Source organism: Aeribacillus sp. FSL K6-1121 (genome assembly GCF_038003725.1).
GTDB lineage: Bacteria > Bacillota > Bacilli > Bacillales > Aeribacillaceae > Aeribacillus > Aeribacillus composti.
Genome location: NZ_JBBOPS010000001.1, coordinates 1,756,161 through 1,775,360, shown reverse-complemented (window position 1 = coordinate 1,775,360; position 19,200 = coordinate 1,756,161). Strand labels below are relative to the sequence as shown.

At 38.7% G+C, this 19,200-nt stretch carries 18 protein-coding genes; 10 read left to right on the top strand and 8 right to left on the bottom strand.

Annotated features, from left to right (window positions below; all coding sequences use genetic code 11):
- Positions 1-6: 6 nt before the first annotated feature.
- Entirely contained in the window at positions 7-1,440 is a 1,434-nt protein-coding gene (locus NSQ61_RS08680) for a LutB/LldF family L-lactate oxidation iron-sulfur protein (RefSeq protein ID WP_063389373.1), read from the top strand.
- On the top strand, positions 1,437-2,156 hold the full coding sequence (locus tag NSQ61_RS08675) for a LutC/YkgG family protein (protein ID WP_066247924.1): 720 nt from the start codon (positions 1,437-1,439) through the stop codon (positions 2,154-2,156). The genes NSQ61_RS08680 and NSQ61_RS08675 overlap by 4 nt, the downstream gene beginning before the upstream one ends.
- 284 nt (positions 2,157-2,440) lie before the next feature.
- Here NSQ61_RS08675 and NSQ61_RS08670 read toward each other — a convergent pair whose 3' ends face one another.
- Complete coding sequence (locus NSQ61_RS08670) at positions 2,441-3,442, bottom strand: acyltransferase family protein (RefSeq protein WP_066247926.1); 1,002 nt, start codon at positions 3,440-3,442, stop codon at positions 2,441-2,443.
- 174 nt (positions 3,443-3,616) lie between these two features.
- Between NSQ61_RS08670 and NSQ61_RS08665 the strand changes: the two genes are divergently transcribed.
- Both NSQ61_RS08665 and NSQ61_RS08660 read left to right on the top strand, forming a co-directional pair.
- Positions 3,617-5,773, top strand: a complete 2,157-nt coding sequence (locus tag NSQ61_RS08665) for a PAS domain-containing sensor histidine kinase (RefSeq protein ID WP_340806750.1) — start codon at positions 3,617-3,619, stop codon at positions 5,771-5,773.
- A gap of 1 nt (position 5,774) precedes the next feature.
- The gene (locus tag NSQ61_RS08660; RefSeq protein WP_063389369.1) at positions 5,775-6,269 is read left to right on the top strand and encodes a methylated-DNA--[protein]-cysteine S-methyltransferase; all 495 of its coding nucleotides are present in this window, start codon (positions 5,775-5,777) and stop codon (positions 6,267-6,269) included.
- A gap of 181 nt (positions 6,270-6,450) precedes the next feature.
- Here the strand turns inward: NSQ61_RS08660 and NSQ61_RS08655 are convergent, their stop codons facing one another.
- Both NSQ61_RS08655 and NSQ61_RS08650 read right to left on the bottom strand, forming a co-directional pair.
- Positions 6,451-7,611 (bottom strand): toxic anion resistance protein, encoded by a 1,161-nt coding sequence (locus tag NSQ61_RS08655; protein WP_340806748.1) that lies wholly within the window; start codon positions 7,609-7,611, stop codon positions 6,451-6,453.
- A 5-nt stretch (positions 7,612-7,616) separates the two neighbouring features.
- On the bottom strand, positions 7,617-8,243 hold the full coding sequence (locus tag NSQ61_RS08650; protein WP_063389368.1) for a 5-bromo-4-chloroindolyl phosphate hydrolysis family protein: 627 nt from the start codon (positions 8,241-8,243) through the stop codon (positions 7,617-7,619).
- Between the two features lie 179 nt (positions 8,244-8,422).
- Here NSQ61_RS08650 and NSQ61_RS08645 point away from each other — a divergent pair, with 179 nt between their 5' ends.
- On the top strand, positions 8,423-8,737 hold the full coding sequence (locus tag NSQ61_RS08645) for a YbjQ family protein (RefSeq protein WP_340806745.1): 315 nt from the start codon (positions 8,423-8,425) through the stop codon (positions 8,735-8,737).
- Positions 8,738-9,156: 419 nt separating this feature from the next.
- Positions 9,157-9,405 (top strand): aspartyl-phosphate phosphatase Spo0E family protein, encoded by a 249-nt coding sequence (locus tag NSQ61_RS08640; RefSeq protein ID WP_066247934.1) that lies wholly within the window; start codon positions 9,157-9,159, stop codon positions 9,403-9,405.
- Positions 9,406-9,427: 22 nt separating this feature from the next.
- Here the strand turns inward: NSQ61_RS08640 and NSQ61_RS08635 are convergent, their stop codons facing one another.
- The gene (locus tag NSQ61_RS08635; RefSeq protein WP_063389365.1) at positions 9,428-10,159 is read right to left on the bottom strand and encodes a ZIP family metal transporter; all 732 of its coding nucleotides are present in this window, start codon (positions 10,157-10,159) and stop codon (positions 9,428-9,430) included.
- Positions 10,160-10,247: 88 nt separating this feature from the next.
- Between NSQ61_RS08635 and NSQ61_RS08630 the strand changes: the two genes are divergently transcribed.
- Positions 10,248-10,700 (top strand): hypothetical protein, encoded by a 453-nt coding sequence (locus tag NSQ61_RS08630; RefSeq protein WP_340806743.1) that lies wholly within the window; start codon positions 10,248-10,250, stop codon positions 10,698-10,700.
- A gap of 205 nt (positions 10,701-10,905) precedes the next feature.
- On the opposite strand, the gene NSQ61_RS08625 is transcribed toward NSQ61_RS08630, so the two are convergent.
- A complete protein-coding gene (locus tag NSQ61_RS08625) occupies positions 10,906-12,393 on the bottom strand; it encodes an ATP-binding protein (RefSeq protein WP_063389363.1) in 1,488 nt (495 codons plus the stop codon).
- Between the two features lie 173 nt (positions 12,394-12,566).
- Between NSQ61_RS08625 and NSQ61_RS08620 the strand changes: the two genes are divergently transcribed.
- On the top strand, positions 12,567-13,013 hold the full coding sequence (locus NSQ61_RS08620; protein ID WP_063389362.1) for a MarR family winged helix-turn-helix transcriptional regulator: 447 nt from the start codon (positions 12,567-12,569) through the stop codon (positions 13,011-13,013).
- 13 nt (positions 13,014-13,026) lie between these two features.
- On the opposite strand, the gene motB is transcribed toward NSQ61_RS08620, so the two are convergent.
- The 3 genes from motB to NSQ61_RS08605 all read right to left on the bottom strand — a co-directional run bounded on the left by motB (position 13,027) and on the right by NSQ61_RS08605 (position 16,878).
- The gene (motB, locus tag NSQ61_RS08615) at positions 13,027-13,806 is read right to left on the bottom strand and encodes a flagellar motor protein MotB (protein ID WP_340806741.1); all 780 of its coding nucleotides are present in this window, start codon (positions 13,804-13,806) and stop codon (positions 13,027-13,029) included.
- Positions 13,799-14,593, bottom strand: a complete 795-nt coding sequence (gene motA / locus NSQ61_RS08610; protein ID WP_063389457.1) for a flagellar motor stator protein MotA — start codon at positions 14,591-14,593, stop codon at positions 13,799-13,801. The genes motB and motA overlap by 8 nt, the downstream gene beginning before the upstream one ends.
- A 164-nt stretch (positions 14,594-14,757) precedes the next feature.
- Positions 14,758-16,878 (bottom strand): ATP-dependent Clp protease ATP-binding subunit, encoded by a 2,121-nt coding sequence (locus tag NSQ61_RS08605; RefSeq protein WP_327847896.1) that lies wholly within the window; start codon positions 16,876-16,878, stop codon positions 14,758-14,760.
- A gap of 243 nt (positions 16,879-17,121) precedes the next feature.
- Here NSQ61_RS08605 and NSQ61_RS08600 point away from each other — a divergent pair, with 243 nt between their 5' ends.
- Both NSQ61_RS08600 and NSQ61_RS08595 read left to right on the top strand, forming a co-directional pair.
- The gene (locus NSQ61_RS08600; RefSeq protein ID WP_327848614.1) at positions 17,122-18,156 is read left to right on the top strand and encodes a YkvI family membrane protein; all 1,035 of its coding nucleotides are present in this window, start codon (positions 17,122-17,124) and stop codon (positions 18,154-18,156) included.
- Between the two features lie 32 nt (positions 18,157-18,188).
- The gene (locus NSQ61_RS08595) at positions 18,189-18,926 is read left to right on the top strand and encodes a metallophosphoesterase family protein (RefSeq protein WP_063389358.1); all 738 of its coding nucleotides are present in this window, start codon (positions 18,189-18,191) and stop codon (positions 18,924-18,926) included.
- The last annotated feature ends 274 nt before the right edge of the window (positions 18,927-19,200 follow it).

Sequence of the window (19,200 nt, the reverse complement as noted above, 5' to 3'; positions counted from 1 at the left end):
AGCAGGATGGCAATGAAAATTTCGGATCAGCCGTTTGATCAAAGGGTGCAAAAAAATATTGAAAACGATTTTATGAGAAATGCAGTCCAAGATGCTCAAGAAAGGCTGAGAAAAAGACGTCTGGAAGCTGCTGAAGAGCTTGGCAATTGGGAAGAATGGAGATCGCTCGGTGAACAAATCAGAAAGCATACATTGGAAAATTTGGACTATTATTTACACCAGTTAAGCGAAAATGTTGCAAAAAGGGGCGGACATGTTTTTTTTGCTCAAACAGCGGAGGAAGCGAACGATTACATCCAAAGCGTTATCAAGAAAAAAAAGGCTCGCAAAATTGTCAAATCGAAATCGATGGTGACGGAAGAAATTCATATGAATCAATGTTTGGAGGAAGCGGGCTGTGAAGTTATTGAAACGGATCTAGGCGAATATATATTGCAGATTGATGATCATGATCCGCCTTCGCACATTGTAGCCCCAGCCCTGCATAAAAATAAGGAACAAATTCGAGATGTGTTTCAGCGAAAACTTGGGTATGAGAAAACAGAAAAGCCTGAGGAGCTTGCACTCCATGCGAGAAAAATGCTTAGGGAGGAATTTTTAACAGCGGATGTCGGCATCACAGGATGCAATTTTGCCATTGCCGAGTCCGGATCGTTTTGTTTAGTGACAAATGAGGGAAATGCCCGCATGGTGACGACCATTCCGAAAACACAAATAACTGTCATGGGGATGGAAAGAATAGTTCCAACATTCGAAGAACTTGATGTGCTTGTCAGTCTTTTGACAAGGAGTGCAGTCGGTCAAAAATTAACGAGCTATATAACGGTTTTAACTGGTCCGAAACAAAAAGAGGATGTTGACGGACCGGAAGAATTCCATTTGGTGATTGTTGATAACGGACGTAGCAAAATTTTAGGAACTGAATTCCAGCCTGTTCTTCAATGCATTCGTTGTGCAGCGTGCATTAACGTCTGTCCTGTATATCGGCATATAGGCGGCCACTCGTACGGATCGATTTACCCAGGTCCGATTGGCGCTGTATTGACGCCGCTTTTTGGCGGTTATGATGATTTTAAGGAATTGCCTTATGCTTCCACACTATGTGCCGCTTGTACGGAAGCATGCCCCGTAAAAATTCCGCTTCATGAACTTCTCCATAAGCATCGGCAAGTAATTGTCGAGCGGGAAGGGCGAGCGCCAATAAGCGAGAAGCTGGCGATGAAGGCATTTGGAATAGGAGCATCGAATCAAAAACTGTATCAGTGGGGAACAAAACTGGCGCCAGCAGCCCTCAAACCGTTTTCGAAAGACGGGAAAATTTCCAATGGACCAGGTCCTTTGAAAAATTGGACGTCCATACGTGATTTCCCGGCACCGGAAAAAAACAGCTTTCGCGAATGGTTTCACAATCGTAAAAAAGAAAGTGGTGATCGTTCATGAACGGAACGATTCAAAATCGAGATTCGTTTTTGCAGATGATAGCTCAAAGGTTAGGACGAAATCCCCGGAAGGAAGGGGTGGAACGGCCCAGCTGGTCATTTCACCCTCAAGAAAAAACACTTGCTGGTTATTCTTCCGACGAACTGGTTGATGCATTTATAAAACAATGTAAAAATGTTCATGTCGATGTATACAGAACGACTTCCAAATCATTGAAAAATACGCTGAAAGAGGCGATTGCTTTTTATGGAGGCGGTCCGATTGTGACGTGGGACGATCATCGGTTTGAAGCATTCGGGCTGATGCCTTTTTTATTGGAGGAATTGCCAAACGAAGGAACAGACGTGCATATATGGGATCCTGAGCTTGGAAAAGAAAATATTCAAATTGCGGAAAGAGCAAATATCGGAATTACGTTCAGCGATTATACACTGGCTGAATCCGGAACGGTTGTCTTGTTGAATGGGGGAGGGAAAGGAAGGGCGGTCAGCCTTTTGCCGACAACGTATATTTCCATTATTCCGAAAAGCACGATCCTCCCTAGAATGACACAGGCCGCCAGAAAATTTCATCAAATGGTGGAAAAAGGCGAAACGATTTCTTCCTGCATTAATTTTATTACAGGACCGAGTAATTCAGCGGATATTGAAATGAACTTAGTGGTTGGCGTACATGGGCCAATTAAAACAGCCTATCTCATCATTGAAGATTGCTGAATGGATTGACTAAAAAATTGAACATCTGGCGAAGTCCATCGAGGGGCCTCGCCAGATTTTTTTGGCAAATGTTCGAATTTTCCATACCCCGCTAGGACCTCTGACTTATGACTTGTTTTTAAAGTTAGAAAGTTTAGGAACTGCGACGCCTTTGAAGTTATTTCTCTAACTACTCTAGATTGTTGTTTCAGCATCTCGGACTGTAGAAAAGACCTATTTCTGAAAAGCTATTAGAAGCCGTTCTATTTATGTGATGTGACTGTCTGTGTGCGTCAGCCCCGGTCTTATAAGCCTTTTACTATTTTTTTTAGCATTGTCGCTCGAAGTTCAATGATTGGCTGTGCGATCGTTTTGACAAAGCGGCTCGACAGCAAGAATGTAACGACAATTGAAACAATGGCGAATACCGTGATGCTTTCTATTTCTGTAAGCCAGCTTTCAAGTTCGCTGTCTCTGAACGATTGAATGATAAATCCGTGCAATAAATAAACGTAAAAAGTTCTTGTGCCCCATTCAGTGAAAAATTGACGCTTTTTCGGTATTAACGAGAAAAATCCGAACGTCGTAATCAAAGTAAGAAAATAAAATCCGAGCCGCACCAGCCCTGAAAAGATATCCGTTTCGCCAAAAGCTGAATAAGGCATGGAACCGAACAGCCACTCATACTCAAAAGGCAAATAGAAATACGTCACAAATGTAAGCAACAGAGCACTTGCCCCTAAAGATCTTGCAGGCAGCTTCGTCATCATGGCAAAATGTTCTTTCTTTAAATAAAAACCTATTAAAAAAATAGGAAAAAAGACTAGTGTACGTGACAAGCTCAAATAGTTGCTGATGAAATCAAAATATCCAGCTGCAATACCGATAAAGAACGAAAGTCCTAAAGCGACCAATTTATTCAATTTAGAAAACGGGATCAGCATGACGTTCCAGAAAAACAAACTTATTAAAAACCAGAGGGACCAGTGCGGATTCAAAGGATCAATTGAATGGAGCAGATTGTCGCCTTTAATCAAAACATAATAAACTGTATAGATGCCATGAAAAATGAAATATGGCAAAATGAGTTTTTTTGCTATTTTTTTAACGTATCCCTGTTTGTTAAACCCTTTGGCAAAAAAGCCGGAAATTAAAATGAACGCAGGCATATGAAACGTGTAAATAAATTTGTATATGTTCATCATAATGTAATTGTCTTCAATCATCGATCGAATAAAATGGCCGAACACGACAAGAAGAATTAATATAAACTTGGCGTTATCAAAGTAGCTGTTCCTCTCATTCATGTTATCACCTTCAAAAAAAGTTTCGATTTAAAATATAAGACAAATTCAACATTTTGTAAACAGTCGTACTGAAAGGTACATCGAATTGACTAAATTGACAGTGCATGAAGGATTCTAACGTAATTTGTAGAAAATGTAAATATATTGAGAGTGTTAAAATGAGAGGTGGGAAGTTTGAAGCAAAACATTGCAGCCATTGAAGAAGATTTGTTGACAAAGCGTTTAAAAAAAGCGCAACAAGAAAATGAAAAATTAAAAAAATATTACGAAATTTTCGATCGATCAATAGATGCTATGGTGCTTTTAGATCATCACGGCAAGTTTTTTCAAGTAAATCAGTCAGCATGCCGCCTTTTTGAAATGGAAAAAGAAGTCATACTAGAGAAGTCGATAGATGATTTTGTAGCAGCTCTGCCAGGAAACGAATTTATAAAAAATTTTTCTGATCATGAAAAACAGCAATATGCGGAACTCATGTTAAAACTGGAAAACGGCCGAATCAAATATGTTGAATACAGCATCATTGAGAACATTTACGGCACATACAATCTTGCTATTTTTCGGGATGTTTCTTCGAAAAAAATTCTTGAACAGGAACGATCGATCAATGAACAGCTGTTTCCGGATTTATTTGACCGTGCTGTTGACGGCATTGTTATTTTTGATTACGAAGGATTTATTATAGATGCCAATCAATCATTTTGTACAAGCTTTTGCATTCCGAGTGATGAACTCAAAAACTATAAATTTTCAGATTTTATCGAAGATGAGAAAATGAAAAAATATTTTTATGAAGTATTGTTTGAAAAAGGAAAAATGAAAGGAGAAATGCCTGTCCGATTAAAAGACGGAACGCGAAAAATTTTTGAATTTACGACCACGTCAAACATTTTACACGGATTTTACATGTCGATATTGCGCGATATTACAGAGAAGAGGCTTATGGAACAGCAAATTTTGAAGAGTGAAGAAAGGTTTAGAGAAATTTTTGAAAATGCTCTTGATGCCATCCTTATTTGGGATCATTTTGGAAATATTATACGCGCGAATCAATGGGCTTGCCGCATATTTGAACTCCCCTTTGATGAACTGTTGAAAAGCAATTTAATGCGATTTATCAATGCAAATGATCCAAAGTTTTTGCAGGTGAAAGATGAATATTTAAAATCCGGTGCCATCCGGGAAGAATTAATGTTTTACATGCCGAACGGACAAAAGAAGCAGCTCGAATTCACATCAAAATACAACCCGAAGGAAAAAACCCATATGACCATATTGCGAAATATCAGCGACCGGAAACGAATGGAAAAAGAATTGCGTGAAAGTGAACAAAAATTCCGGAATGTGTTTAACGGAGCGATGGACGGCATTCTTCTGTTTAATGATGATTGGTTGATTGTTGATGCCAATCCTGCTGCAATGCAAATTTTAGGATTAACACAAGACCAAATTGGACGTGATTGCATATTCCGATTTTTTCCCATTCATTTTAAAAGTGATTGGAAAATGGATGGGTTGACGAAAGAATTTGCGATTACGGTGAAAAATAAGCAGGAAAGAATTCTCGAATGTTCATTTAAACGCCACATTATTGAAAATATGAATTTAGTTATATTTCGCGATATCACTGAAAGAAAAGAAATCGAAGAGCGGCTGAGAAAATCGGACACTCTCAATATTGTTGGGGAATTGGCAGCCGGAATAGCCCATGAAATCCGCAATCCAATGACAGCGTTAAAAGGATTTATCCAGCTGCTGCAAGGAAGCATAAAAGAAGATTATTCCATGTATTTCAATGTCATTACTTCTGAGCTGAAGCGAATTGAATCAATCATTGATGAATTTCTTATTTTGGCGAAGCCTCAAGCTGTTCGATTTGAACAAAAAAATATTGTGAAAATCATGAAAGATACGATAGAATTATTAAATGCACAGGCTATTCTAGTAAATGTGCAAATTCATTTAGACTATGGGGAAGTGCCGGATATATTTTGCGAACCCAATCAATTAAAACAAGTTTTTATTAACATATTAAAAAATGCAATCGAAGTGATGCCAAATGGAGGCAATATTTATGTTTCGATCACAAAAGAAGATGATCACCGGGTTCAAATTTCCATTCAAGATGAAGGGCCAGGCATTCCAAAAAATAAACTGAAGCGGCTTGGGGAGCCGTTTTATACAACGAAAGAGCGGGGAACAGGTCTAGGTCTTATGGTAAGCTACAAAATTATTAAAGAGCACAATGGGAAAATTGATGTCAAAAGCAAAGTAGGGTATGGAACGACATTTTATATTTCGCTCCCTATCAATGGTCAAGAAGGTGTGTAGGATGTACTTTTTGCATACAATGAACAGCCCTATTGGAACGATCGGGATTATAGAGGAAAAGAATCGAATTGTCTCTTTGTTGATGGACGAGCAGGAGCTTACAGAGCTTCTGGCATCTTCAAAAGTTGTGGAACATAAAACGGATCTATTGGAAGAGGCAGCGAAACAGCTTAAGGAATATTTTCAAAGGAAACGAAAAATATTTTCCCTTCCCATTTTTCCAAAAGGCACTTCATTTCAGCAAAAAGTATGGAAAGAGTTGATGAACATTCCATACGGTGAAGCTAGAAGCTATCAATATGTTGCAGATGGGATCGGAAATCCGAAAGCTGTTCGGGCAGTTGGACAAGCCAATAAAGCGAATCCTATCCCGATCATAATTCCTTGCCATCGGGTGATTGGCAAAAACGGAGCGCTTGTAGGCTATGCAGGCAATCAAACGGATAAAAAAGCTTTTTTGCTGCAATTAGAGCAATGCAAAAATTGGGCATCATAGAACCTTTCAAAATGAAAAACTCTGCGATGCCTGCGCAGAGTTTTTAAAAAATTTGCTGTTTATATGATGTAAATGCCGTGCCGGTTCTGCATGAGCATTTAAAAAAGCTTGGACGAAATCACTCAACAGCTGTATATGTGTAAAATCTTTCCTCTATAAAAATCATCCCGGTTTGTCTTTTTTATTCTTGTTTAAATTGCAATAGTCTCGTTTTTAAGTCTTTCTCGAGCTGCATTAGTTCTTGCTCAGCCTGCTGCCTTTTTAGACGTCCTTCCTGTTGGATCCTGAGCGTTTCTTCGATTGTTGAAATTAGGTCGTCCTGTGTTTTTTTCAACGTTTCAATATCGACGATGCCTCGTTCATTTTCCCTGGCTGTTTCAATTGTGTTTGCTTTCAGCATTTCTGCATTTTTCAAAAGCAGCTCGTTCGTCGTTTTCGTCACTTGCTTTTGGGCCTCCAGTGCTCCTTTTTGCCGATATAAGGTGAGAGCGATCGCAATTTGGTTTTTCCATAAAGGAATAGACGTCAAAATGGAGGATTGGATTTTTTCCGCTAATGTTTGATTCATATTTTGAATCATCCGGATTTGCGGAGCCGTTTGGATTGTAATTTGCCTAGATAGCTTTAAATCATGGATCCGTTTTTCCAACCGATCAGCAAATTGAAGCATGTCGTTTACTTCTTGAACCGCCATTTGATCTCCAGTTGCTTCCGCTTTTTTTTGCAATTCCGGTATTACTTTTGTATGGAGTTCCTCCAATTTTAATTCACCAGCAGCGATGTAAATGTTTAGCGCGTGAAAGTATTCCTTATTATGCTCATATAAACGATCGAGCAATTGAATATCGGACATCAGCGCTTTTTTTGAATTTTCCAGCCGGACTGTAATGCGTTCGATTTGTGCCCCGATTTTTTGGTATTTGGATAAAATTTCATTGATCGAACTAGATATTTTCTTGAAAAGACGAGAGAAGAAGTTTCGTTTTTCCGGTTTTAATTCTTCCGGGTTTACTTGTTCGAGTTTGCTCATCAGCTCTTTTAAAATATCGCCTATAGGCCCGATATCCTTTTTTTGAACATAGTCCAGCATTTCGTGGGAAAAACTGGAGAGCTTTTGCTGAGCGGAAGCCCCAAATTGGACGATCGAATGCCGGTTTTTGTAATCAATTTGAGCTGCCAGCTGTGCAGCCTTTGCTTTATGCTCCTGTGAGAGCATGTCGATAAATTTTTTCGGCTGTTCTTCTTCGCCGACTGCTAAAGGTGATGCGGGCTTATCTTCTTTTTCTCCAAATGGGTCCTTTAATAGATCATCTAATAGATCCAACTCTTTCTTTTCTTCCAACGTAATCACCTATCTTTCCATTTCGTTGTTTGTTTTTTCGCAACATTTAATTCAAATTGAAGATGTTCGATATCATTCGATAAAACGGTGATTAAATCTTTCTCCAATGATTCGCAAATTTGATTCAACATCTGTTTCGTTTCTTCCAATGATGATTTAACGTTCTGATCGCGGATCGGCTGGGCGGAAAGAAACGTATACTTTTCTGCAAGCTCCACGCAAGAATCTAAATGATAGAAAAAGAATGATTCGCCTTGATAGAAGCGTTTCGGCTCCTTTTCAACGACATGATATATACGTTTGGAAAGCCTGATTGCTTCGACTAGCTGCTGAATCGTTCCGAGCGATCGGGCTCTAAATAAGGTGCGCTGCAGTCGGGCAATTTTTTGTCTTGCTTCTTTTAAATTTTCCTGTACATATTTGTATTCACTGGCTGTCAATCCGTTTTGCTTCAGCCAATTTCTTTTTTGCAGCCATTTGGTGATATAATAGACGATAATACCGCCTGCAACAGCATACAAAGACGATTGAATGAAAGCTTGGTCAAATCCTAAAAACAAGGCAAACCAAAGAACAGACATCGAACAAACAGCAATAAAACTTCTTATGAAAAACAAGAATATCGATTTCATGATCCTACCCCTGTCAGCATTGTTTAATAAATTTACGAACAAACGGAAAGCAAGGTTTCGCTTTTTACTACAATTTTACTACAATTTAGAGAAAAAGTAGAATGATTTGTGAATCGGAATGGAACGAAACGTTTTTTCAAACGTAATAAAGTAAAAAAATAAATAATGGAGGGAAATCCATGATTATTACAACAACCAATTCTTTGCAAGGAAAGGAAATTGAAGAATACTTGGGGATTGTCAGCGGTACAACTATTCTTGGTGCAAACATTGTCCGCGATTTTTTGGCAGGCATTACGGATATTGTCGGCGGCAGAAGCGGCGCATATGAAAGCAAGCTTTCAGAAGGAAGGGAAATAGCTATTGAAGAAATGACAGCGAAAGCTAAAAATCTGGGCGCCAATGCTGTGATTGGAGTGGATCTTGACTTTGAAACATTACGAGATGGGATGATGATGGTTGTAGCAACTGGAACAGCTGTAAAAATCCGATAAAATTGCGCTGTTTTTTAGGCTTGTCATTGTGATGATAGAAATAAGCGCAGCTTTTCTTAATGAAAGGAAAGAAATTTCCGACAATATTTTAAAATAGAAAACAAGCATCTTATCATTGCTCAAACATTGTCCTCCGACCTATAAAACGGCAGCGGTTATTGAGGCAATAAGCTTTGGTCTGCTGTCAGCGAGTAAAAAAGAAGTCGAATTTTTTCTTTTAAAAAGTCTTTTGGATAAGCTTTTTATGACTGTATGAATGTTTTGACAATCCTCCTTACGTAAATATTAAAGAGGATTGTCAAATACTTGTGTAAAAATATTGTCTAAATTTGCGAATCTATTTACAAAAATAGTAGAATCTGTAATAATAACCGAGTGCGTGTCTTTAGACCGCGAGATTTGGAAGGAGGATATGAGAAATGGCAACGGAAGAAGAGCTGCGCAAAGAAAAGCTGTTCATAGAAATCATAATAAAAAGGCAAAAAATGATTGAAATGGCTCAAATAAACGGGATGAACAGCAAAGAGACGATTGAGCTGAGCCAAGAACTGGACAAGCTTTTAAACAAATACCAGCAAATGGTAAGCAGCGATGAGAAAAATCAATCGATTTTCCACCCTATGAAATGGACATTAACAAATCCTTTTGTTGCAACGGTTGAAAAATAAAGAAAACTCATACTTGACAAGCTTAAAAAAGTTCAGTCAGCACAATCATAAATAAAATTCCGAAAATAAAAGAATATGTCGAAGTCAATTCATGACCATCGCCGTGGCTTTCCGGAATCAATTCTTTATAAATGATAAAAAGCATTGCTCCTGCAGCAAAAGCAAGACCGTAAGAAACTAAAGATTCAACAAATGTTGTTAAATAAAACCCTATTAGAGATGTGACAATCTCGATCGCTCCTGTCAACGTTGCAATGAAAAAGGCTTTGATGCGGGAAATGTTCTGATTGATTAAAAAAAGCGCAACTAATAAGCCTTCTGGTGCATTTTGCAGCCCGATTGCAAGAGCAATTAGATGACCTAAATCTTGTTTCTCTGAGGCATAACTTACTCCGACAGATAGACCCTCCGGGAGATTATGTAAGGTGATCGCCGAGATAATGAGCAATGCTTTTTCGTCAAATTGTATTCCTTCTTTCGTATGCTCCAGTTCAATGTGAGGAATATTTTTCTCTAAAATTGTTAATATAAGCACTCCAAGTATTAATCCGATGCACATTTTCATTATATTTCCGTTTGCTAATGCTTCAGGTATCAACCCCCTCATGGAAGCAGCCATCATAATTCCAGCGCTGAATGCTAATAATAAATCTCTTCCTCTATGTTTAATCGTTTTTTGCAAAAAAAGAATCGGGACAGCCCCTAAACCTGTAGACATTGCTGATAAAAAACTCCCAATATATACGTCGTACATAAAATCGTACCCCTTTTCAGAAAAAATAAATTTTGATAATAATGTTTTATAATAGATTTGTTATTTTATCAATAGAAGGAGATTTTATATGAAAGAAGCGCTCTTGTTTATTGTAGAACTGATTAATGATTTTCATGACAATATTATCCATTTAGTAGAAATGGCTGGTTTTCAATTAACAGATAAACAGCTGCATTTTTGGATCATCGGCATTTTCGGCATGGTTATCTTTTTCATTACACATGTGGTATTTAAATATATAGCAAAATTCGGCATTTTATGTATATCGTTTATTTATACAATGACCGTACTAGTTGTCATAGTGTTTGCCATTGAGATTCAACAAAAAATAACGAATAGAGGAAATATGGAATTTGAAGATATTGTGCAAGGTCTATGGGGATTTCTCGCTCTGTTCTTCGCTTTTTTGAGCATTTATATCGTTTATAAAGGTGCAGTAAAAATAATGGAAAAAACACGTTCTCAAAAAGTAAGAAAAGGAAAAAGCGGAAGCCGCATGTCAAGATATCATTCATCATAAGAAAATGATTGGGTACGACTCAGCATTTTTTAGCCCCGGTCCTCTAATCGGTTTTTGATTCAAAAATAGATAAAAGAAGGTAGAAACCGTCGCTTTCATCGGTTTCTACCAATCCTGCATCAAATGCATCATCAAGCATTTTTAGATGCGGCTTACATTAGAACAAGAAGGCTGTTTTTCGCCCAGTTCAGAATCACATCGAGCTTCAGCTTTTATTTGATAGCGGCAGCTTTATCGTCACGGTTGTGCCGACATTCAATTTGCTTTCAATCTCAATGGTGCCGTCATACATATCGACAATGCGTTTGCATATTGCCAGTCCAAGTCCGGTGCCGCTGTCTTTCATCGTAAAAAATGGATCAAAAATTTTTTCCATCATTTTTTCAGGAATCCCCTTCCCTGTATCGATCACTTTGATAACTGCAAGATTTGCTTCTTTTTTGACAATCAATTCTAATGATCCGTTCATGTCCATTGCTTCTAAAGCATTTTTCGTTAAATTTAACAAAACTTGTTTAATATGATTTTTTGTACAATAAATCCGAATAGGATTATGCCGATCCATATGAACTTGAAAATTTGTTCGATGGAGATTGATTTCCGATTTAATGATCGGCATGACTTCGTCGATAATCTGATTTAAGTCGTACAGTTTGTGTTTATGAGCGGTTGGTTTTCCGAGAACGAGAAATTCGCTCACAATTTCATTGATTCGGTCGATCTCTTTTTCTATGACGGAAAAATAATGCTGATCTTCTTCTGACTGATATTTTTTCTTTAACAGTTGAATAAAACCGCTAATTCCAGTTAAAGGATTTCGGATTTCATGCGCTGTGCTGGCAGCGAGAGTACCGACCAGTTCAAGCTTTTGCGCTTTAATTTTTTCTTCTTCCAATCTTGCTTTACGTTTCAGCAAATAATATTGGATCAACAAAAAAATAATATTAAAAAAAATGTATACAATGGCGGCATAAGTTAAAACAACTTGAGAGATTTCCAACGGCTTGACCGGAGCGACCGACGCTTTCAGCACCCATGGAAGCTGGGTAATATCAGTTTGAACAGATTTTTCGGAAGCGTCCTTTTCTTTTTCGCCTGCACTGAAAAGAAAGTTGTTCTTCGTGTCGCTCACCACGATATATAAATCTGGGCTCAGTACATTCATAATATTTTGTATATAGTTTATGCTTAATGTGGCGTATAAAACGCCATTTACATCTTTTTGCTGATTTACAATCGGGGTGCAGATCGTGATAAGCTTTTTATCGTGAACTTCTGAAATAGCAGTCTTTTTTGTTGCGAGCGCAGATTGAAAACATTTTTCCGAAGAGATGTCATGATGTAATGAAACGGGTTGAGTGCCGATTTTTATTGTTCCGTCTGCATTTGCGATATACAGGCCGGTAAAGCGGGGTTCTTGTTGTAGGGTTTCTTTTAGAGCTCTTTGAATTTGGTTTGGATTATTTTCTTGATCTATGAATAACGCCATTGTTTCCATTCTCGTTTTTGTTTCCGAGATTAAGCGGTCAATTTGACTTTGATGAATGTCTAGCATATATACGGCTTCTTTTTCATGTTTCGAAAAGAGAATATTTTTTTGTTTTTCCCATATGATAAACGAAATCAGAAAAGTGGGCAGGATTACGATCAAAATGTAAAGCAAAACCTTATGGCGATGTGTTAAGTCCAGCATTTCTTTAAACTCCTTCTTTTTCATCAACCTTTTTATTATAGCATGATCTTTTGAAAGAAGATCGGGTTAAAAAAAGTTTTTTTATTCTGAAATTTTCTATGCAGTGATTGACAATAATGAGAAGTTTCACTATTATAATTCAAGACATTGAAATACTAAAGGAATGATGAAAGTTGGCTAAGGAAAACAGCAGTATTGAAAAATCTCTAAAATTTTTTATCGTTCTTTCACGTGCTTATCGCGCAATGAATGATCAAGTTAGCAAGCACATTCAATCATATGGATTAAACTTAACGGAATTTGCCGTTTTAGAGCTTTTGTATCATAAAGGAGATCAGCCACTTCAACAAATCGGCGGAAAAATTCTTTTAGCTAGCGGCAGCATTACGTATGTTATTGATAAATTAGAGCAAAAAGGGCTGTTAGTTCGAAAAGCATGCCCAAAAGACCGCCGTGTCACATATGCAGCAATAACGGAAAAGGGGAGAAAATGGATTGAAGAAATCTTTCCTTCTCATCAAGAGATGATTGATTCGATCGTGAATATTTTGACAGAAGATGAGAAGGAAACAGCGATTAATCTATTAAAAAAAGTAGGGTACCATGCGAAAGAAAAATGAAAGCGGAACCGGCTTAATTCGGCTCCGCTTTTTTATTGTTTGGAAGAATTAGAATTTCCACCCGTCTGTTTTTTTGTCTTCCTTCTGCTGTATCATTGGAAGCAACGGGTTTGTATTCGCCGTATCCTTTCGCACTGAACTTGCTTGGGTCGAGATTTTTGTTTTCTAAAATAATTTTCATCACATTTACGGCTCTCATAACACTTAAATGCCAGTTTGAATCAAAGTTTGAATTATGAATCGGTACATTGTCTGTATGTCCGCTGATAACCACGTTGCGGGCACTGCCCATGGCGAGCATTTTGGCAATGTCAGTAGCCAAAATTTCATCTTTTTTTCTCACTTTGGCGCTGCCTGAATCAAACAATATATCGTCCCGAATCGTGATTAACAAACCCTCTTCGTTTAGTGATGTTTTAATATTGTTTTTCAAGTTGTTTTCTTCAATGTATTGATTAAACCGATTTTGAACTTCCGCTAATTCCTCTTGATCGCTGTTTCCCGATTCATCATTGTCATGAGGCTCATTTTGCACTTTTCCATTTTGTTTGTTTTCTTCGATGTTTTCCATTTCTTGTTGTGGTAGAGGGCTCGGATATTCTATAACGCTTATGCCTCCGTCAAAATTGGAATTGAAAGCTCTTGCCAAACGCTCAAATTTTTGGGCATCTATCGAACTGAGAGCAAATAGGACGATAAAGAGCGCAAGCAAAAGGGTTAAAATATCGGCATAGGGAATAAGCCAGCTTTCATCTGTATGATGGTCATTGCGGTTTTTTTTTCTACTACGCATCGGACGCAACACTTCCTTCATCAGAAATCTTTGCCCGCTCTTTTTCAGGAAGATAAAATGCCAATTTTTGCTGAATCGTCCGCGGTGCCTGTCCTTCTAAAATGGAAAGAATGCCTTCGATCATCACCTGGCGGACGAGCACCTCCTGCTGAGATTTCCGTTTCAGTTTGTTCGCAAATGGGTGCCATAAAACATATCCTGTAAAAATTCCGAGCAAAGTAGCAACGAACGCGGCGCTGATCGAATGTCCGAGCTCCTCAATATTTTCCAAATTGGCTAGTGCGGCAATCAAACCTAATACAGCTCCTAATACGCCAAGAGTCGGAGCATACGTGCCGGCCTGAGAAAAAATGGCGGCGCCTGCTTCATGCCGCTCTTCCATTGCATTGATTTCTTCTGTCATAACATCTCGGATGAACTCGGCAGACTGACCGTCCACAGCCATGCTTAAACCGGTCTTTAAAAATGGGTCATCTATTTCCTGAAGCTTAGCTTCCAGCGCCAACAATCCTTCTTTCCTTGCGATTTGCGCCCATTCAGAGAAAAGGACAATCAACTCTTGAATCGTATAAGTTTGTGTGTCTTTAAATAAGACGCGGAATAATTTCGGTACTCTTTTAATTTCATTTGTCGGAAAGGCAATAACGACCGCAGCAATCGTTCCGATGATAATAATGACGATAGCTGCCGGATTGATTAAGACGGAAAGACTGACACCTTTTAAAACCATGCCGACAATAATTGCCATAATTCCTAAAAAAATGCCGATAATTGATGTTTTGTCCATGTTCATCAAATCCTTCTTCTTTCTATATTCAATTATTATATCGACAAAGAAAGACGAAAATTTTATATTTGATAAAAAAAATAAACGACACATTCATCGGAATCGATTTTTGCGATGCTGCTCCCAAATAAAAAAACTGCCCTAATGGACTGTTAGGGCAGCTGTTATGAACGAATAACAATTTCTTCATTTTCTACGTCGGCGATTAAATGATTGTGCACTTCACCGTCTAACAGGATGTCTGCAATTTTGTCTTCAATATGTTCTTGAATGACGCGGCGAAGCGGACGAGCGCCGAACGATGGATGATAGCCGATTTCTACCAATTTTTCTTTTGCTTTTTCTGTTACGTCCAATGAAATGTTTTGTTCTTTCAACGTGTTCCGAACTTCTTCAAGCATCAAATCAACTATTTTCAAATAATCTTCTTTATCAAGCGGTTTAAATTCAATAATGGCATCGAAACGGTTTAAAAATTCAGGCTTAAAGAATGAACCGAGAGATTCAAGGATGCTTGATTCTTTTTCCACCGTGCTGTTAAAACCGACGTGAACTTGTTTTGCACCTGCTCCAGCGTTAGAGGTCATAATAATGACCGTATCTTTGAAGCTGACGGTGCGGCCTTGGCTGTCTGTCAAGCGTCCGTCTTCTAATATTTGCAAGAAAATGTGCTGTACATCTGGATGAGCTTTTTCAATTTCATCCAGCAGGATAATGCAGTAAGGGTTGCGACGAACCTTTTCCGTTAATTGTCCTGCTTCTTCATGTCCGACATAGCCTGGAGGCGAGCCGATTAATTTTGAAACAGAATGTTTTTCCATATATTCACTCATATCCAAGCGAATCATGGCATCTTTTGAACCGAACAGCTCCAAAGCTAATGTTTTCGACAATTCCGTTTTTCCAACGCCAGTCGGGCCGACGAACAGGAAGGATCCGATTGGTCGGTTTTTTGCTTTCAATCCAGCGCGGCTGCGGCGAATGGCTTTTGCCACTTTCCGGACAGCATCCTCTTGGCCGATAATTTTTTTCGCCAAGTTTTCTTCTAAATGTTTCATTTTTGCTTGCTCATCCTCTTGCAGCTTGCCGACTGGTATGCCGGTTTTTTCTTCGATGATTTTTTGAATGTCTTCTACTTGAACGATTGCTTGCTGTTTGTCCTTTCCTTGTTCAAGCTGCTTTTCAAGGGCAGCTTCTTCGTCGCGAAGCTTAGCTGCAAGTTCGTATCGTTCTTCCTTTAGCGCTTTTTCTTTTTCATGGGCAATTTGTTTAAGCCGCTCGTGGATGTCTGCTTCATTAGCCGGCTCGGCTTTTAAGTTTAATCTTGAACCAGCTTCATCCATTAAATCGATGGCTTTGTCAGGCAAAAAGCGGTCTTGAATATATCGATGAGATAGTGTGACGCAAGCTTTAATCGCATCTTCTGAATATTTGACTTGATGGTATTGTTCATATTTTTCTTGAATTCCTTTTAAAATGCTGATCGCTTCTTCAATGGAAGGTTCTTTCACAATAACCGGCTGGAAGCGTCGTTCAAGGGCTGCATCTTTTTCGATTTGCCGGTATTCTTTTAGAGTTGTTGCTCCGACAACTTGAAGCTCACCGCGGGCGAGCGCTGGCTTTAATATGTTGCCGGCATCCATAGAACCTTCCGCAGAACCGGCGCCGACTAATAGATGAATTTCATCGATAAACAGGATGATGTTTTTCCGGGCTTGCAATTCTTGAATTAGCTGCTTCATCCGCTGTTCAAATTGTCCGCGAATTCCCGTGTTGGCGACAAGTGATGAAACATCCAGCAAATAAACTTCTTTATTTTTTAGTTTTTGCGGAACGTCTCCTTGAGAAATTTTTAAGGCTAGTCCTTCCACAATAGCTGTTTTCCCTACGCCTGGTTCTCCGATTAAAACCGGGTTATTTTTATTGCGTCGATTTAAAATTTCAATCACTCGTCTTACCTCATCATCGCGGCCGATGACAGGATCAATCAACCCAGCTTTTGCAGCATCCGTTAAATTTCGGCCGAATTGATCGAGGAAGCCGTTCTGTTTTCCGCCCCCTGATTTCGGTTGTGCTTGAACAGCTTGGTCAAAGCTCTCAAAAGAGTTTGGCATAAATGATTGAAATAATTCATCGAAACCGCTGAATCCGTAAAAACCACTTGGGATTTTTTGTTTATATTGTTGATAGCATTCTTGACAGAGACGCATTTCTTGTTTGTTGTGATTGATTTGTACATTTAATAAAACATTGGCTTTTCTTGTTTGGCAATTTTCACACAACATATAGCATTCCTCCTTTTTGACTTTGATTAACTTTGACTAAAAGAAGAAACTTCTTTGACTTTCTTTGACCTTTTGGAATCAAAGAGACAATCTCAATCATTCAATAGTTAGATTCACTGTTTGACCTTTTCTGACTTTATTATACTTTGACCTTTTTTGACTTTCAAGTCTTTTTTATAAATTTTTTTCGTCTTTTTTTCCCTTCTTGTCCATATATTGTTGATAAAGTAAGGTGGGTGAAACATGAGCAATAAATGGGTATTGGCACTTCAAATAGCTTCTGTCTATATCGGCACTGTCATCGGTGCAGGGTTTGCAACGGGAAAAGAGATCGTTGAGTTTTTTTCAAAATACGGCGCTGGAGGAATTGTTGGAATTATTTGTTCTGCCGTTTTATTTGTTTGGCTGGGAACGAAAATGATGTTGATCGGAAGACGCATTAATGCATCTTCGTATTTGCAGTTGAACCAATTTTTGTTTGGGACGTTGTCAGCTTATGTAGTCAACGGCTTGATGTTTATGATGCTGATTGGCATCACATCGGTCATGCTGTCGGGGGCGGGGGCGATTTTTGAAGAGCAACTGTCGCTTTCAAAGCAATTTGGAATTTTTTTTACGATTGTGCTTTCCATTGCTGTGATTTCGTTTGGAGTCAAAGGGCTGTCTTCCGTCAATCTATTGGTTGTTCCGCTTTTTATTTTGTTTAGCCTGATCATCTCCATTGAAGCCATCATAAGGGGTGATTTTATCGATTTGTCGTTGGATGGAGTGTTTCAACCAGTCAAATCAAGCTTTTTATATGTTTCTTTTAATCTCTCTCTTGCTCAGGCTGTACTTGTTCCGCTCGCAAACGCAATAAAGGATGAAAGCGCCATTAAATTGGGCGGAGTTGTAGGCGGTCTCGGATTAAGCTTCATTTTATTTTCCAGCTATTTCTCCCTTCTGCATTTGCCGGACGCCGGGCTTTTTGAAATCCCAATGGCTGAAATTGTCAAGCAGCTGTTTTCAGGCTTTTATTACATATACATCCTTGTTATTTTTGGAGAAATATTTTCATCGTTGATCGGCAATCTGTATGGTTTGGAACGGCAATTATCATCGGAAAAGCCTTTGGCAAAAATCGCTGGTGTCATTTTCATCCTATTATTATGTTATTTAGTCAGCCTGATAGGATACGGAAAGCTCATTTCCACACTTTATCCGCTGTTCGGGTATATGAGCATTGCCTTTTTCATATTATTAATGTTCAAAAAAATTCCAGACGATAACAAATCATGATAAAATAGTAGGGAAATGAAGGAGGAGTTTATTTGGATAAAATCGCGGTCATTTCTGATATACATGGGAATATTCCAGCGTTGTCGTCTGTATTGAAAGATATAAGCTTGCGAAATGTAGATCGAATTTTTTGTTTAGGGGATCTTGTCGGAAAAGGACCTGAATCAAAAGAAGCGATCGATATCGTCCGCAGCTCCTGCGATTTTGTTTTAAAAGGAAACTGGGACGAGCTGATTACAAGGGAAGATGTAAACGATGTCGTTCGCTGGCATCAAAATCAGTTGTCGCAAGAAGACATAGAATATTTGCGTAGCCTCCCGTTTTCCATTGATTTTTATATGAGCGGCCGCCGGCTGCGGCTTTTTCATGCATCCCCTTTTAGCGTCTGGATAAGGGTACAGCCTTGGGATTCGATTGAAAAAAGATTGTCCATGTTTGAAAACAGCGTTGAAACCGGTTTGGGAACGAAGGAGCCGGATGTTGTCGGATACGGTGATGTTCATAATGCCTTTATACAGCATTTATCCGGCAAAACGCTTTTTAATGCAGGCAGTGTCGGTAATCCGCTGGACCTGCCCGAAGCATCCTACTGCATTTTGGAAGGCATGTTCAACTCGGAGAAAAGGGCTCCTTTTTCGATTCAGCACATACGTGTTCCATATGATATTGACCTTGCCATTCAATTAGCTAGAAAAAAAGAAATGCCGGAACTAAAAGAGTATATTCAGGAATTAACGACCTCGCGCTATAGAGGCTTGGAAAAGGCATGATGCGGAGGTATAAGTAAAATTATTGTAGGTAAAAATTAGCGCCTTCATTTAATGAGAACTCTGATTGCTCATTAAATGAAAGGGAAAGTGTGGCAGTAATATGAGAAAGTGCGGCTGCTCCTGGTAGAATGATCATGGACTACATTTAGAGGATAAAAAATTGCCCACAAACGCTCGGCTCAATCTTGTTTTTTGAAAAAGAAGATTTTTTTTACCAAGAGAGTACCCTGAAAAAAGTGATTTCGCTATCAAAAAATAGCGATTAAAAAAGTTG

Coding starts and splice junctions, on each gene's coding strand:
- NSQ61_RS08680 (WP_063389373.1), top strand. CDS start 7: ATGGCAATGAAAATTTCGGATCAGCCGTTTGATCAAAGGGTGCAAAAA.
- NSQ61_RS08675 (WP_066247924.1), top strand. CDS start 1,437: ATGAACGGAACGATTCAAAATCGAGATTCGTTTTTGCAGATGATAGCT.
- NSQ61_RS08670 (WP_066247926.1), bottom strand. CDS start 3,442: ATGAATGAGAGGAACAGCTACTTTGATAACGCCAAGTTTATATTAATT.
- NSQ61_RS08660 (WP_063389369.1), top strand. CDS start 5,775: ATGTACTTTTTGCATACAATGAACAGCCCTATTGGAACGATCGGGATT.
- NSQ61_RS08650 (WP_063389368.1), bottom strand. CDS start 8,243: ATGAAATCGATATTCTTGTTTTTCATAAGAAGTTTTATTGCTGTTTGT.
- NSQ61_RS08645 (WP_340806745.1), top strand. CDS start 8,423: ATGATTATTACAACAACCAATTCTTTGCAAGGAAAGGAAATTGAAGAA.
- NSQ61_RS08640 (WP_066247934.1), top strand. CDS start 9,157: ATGGCAACGGAAGAAGAGCTGCGCAAAGAAAAGCTGTTCATAGAAATC.
- NSQ61_RS08635 (WP_063389365.1), bottom strand. CDS start 10,159: ATGTACGACGTATATATTGGGAGTTTTTTATCAGCAATGTCTACAGGT.
- NSQ61_RS08630 (WP_340806743.1), top strand. CDS start 10,248: ATGAAAGAAGCGCTCTTGTTTATTGTAGAACTGATTAATGATTTTCAT.
- NSQ61_RS08625 (WP_063389363.1), bottom strand. CDS start 12,393: ATGCTGGACTTAACACATCGCCATAAGGTTTTGCTTTACATTTTGATC.
- motB (WP_340806741.1), bottom strand. CDS start 13,806: ATGCGTAGTAGAAAAAAAAACCGCAATGACCATCATACAGATGAAAGC.
- motA (WP_063389457.1), bottom strand. CDS start 14,593: ATGGACAAAACATCAATTATCGGCATTTTTTTAGGAATTATGGCAATT.
- NSQ61_RS08605 (WP_327847896.1), bottom strand. CDS start 16,878: ATGTTGTGTGAAAATTGCCAAACAAGAAAAGCCAATGTTTTATTAAAT.
- NSQ61_RS08600 (WP_327848614.1), top strand. CDS start 17,122: ATGAGCAATAAATGGGTATTGGCACTTCAAATAGCTTCTGTCTATATC.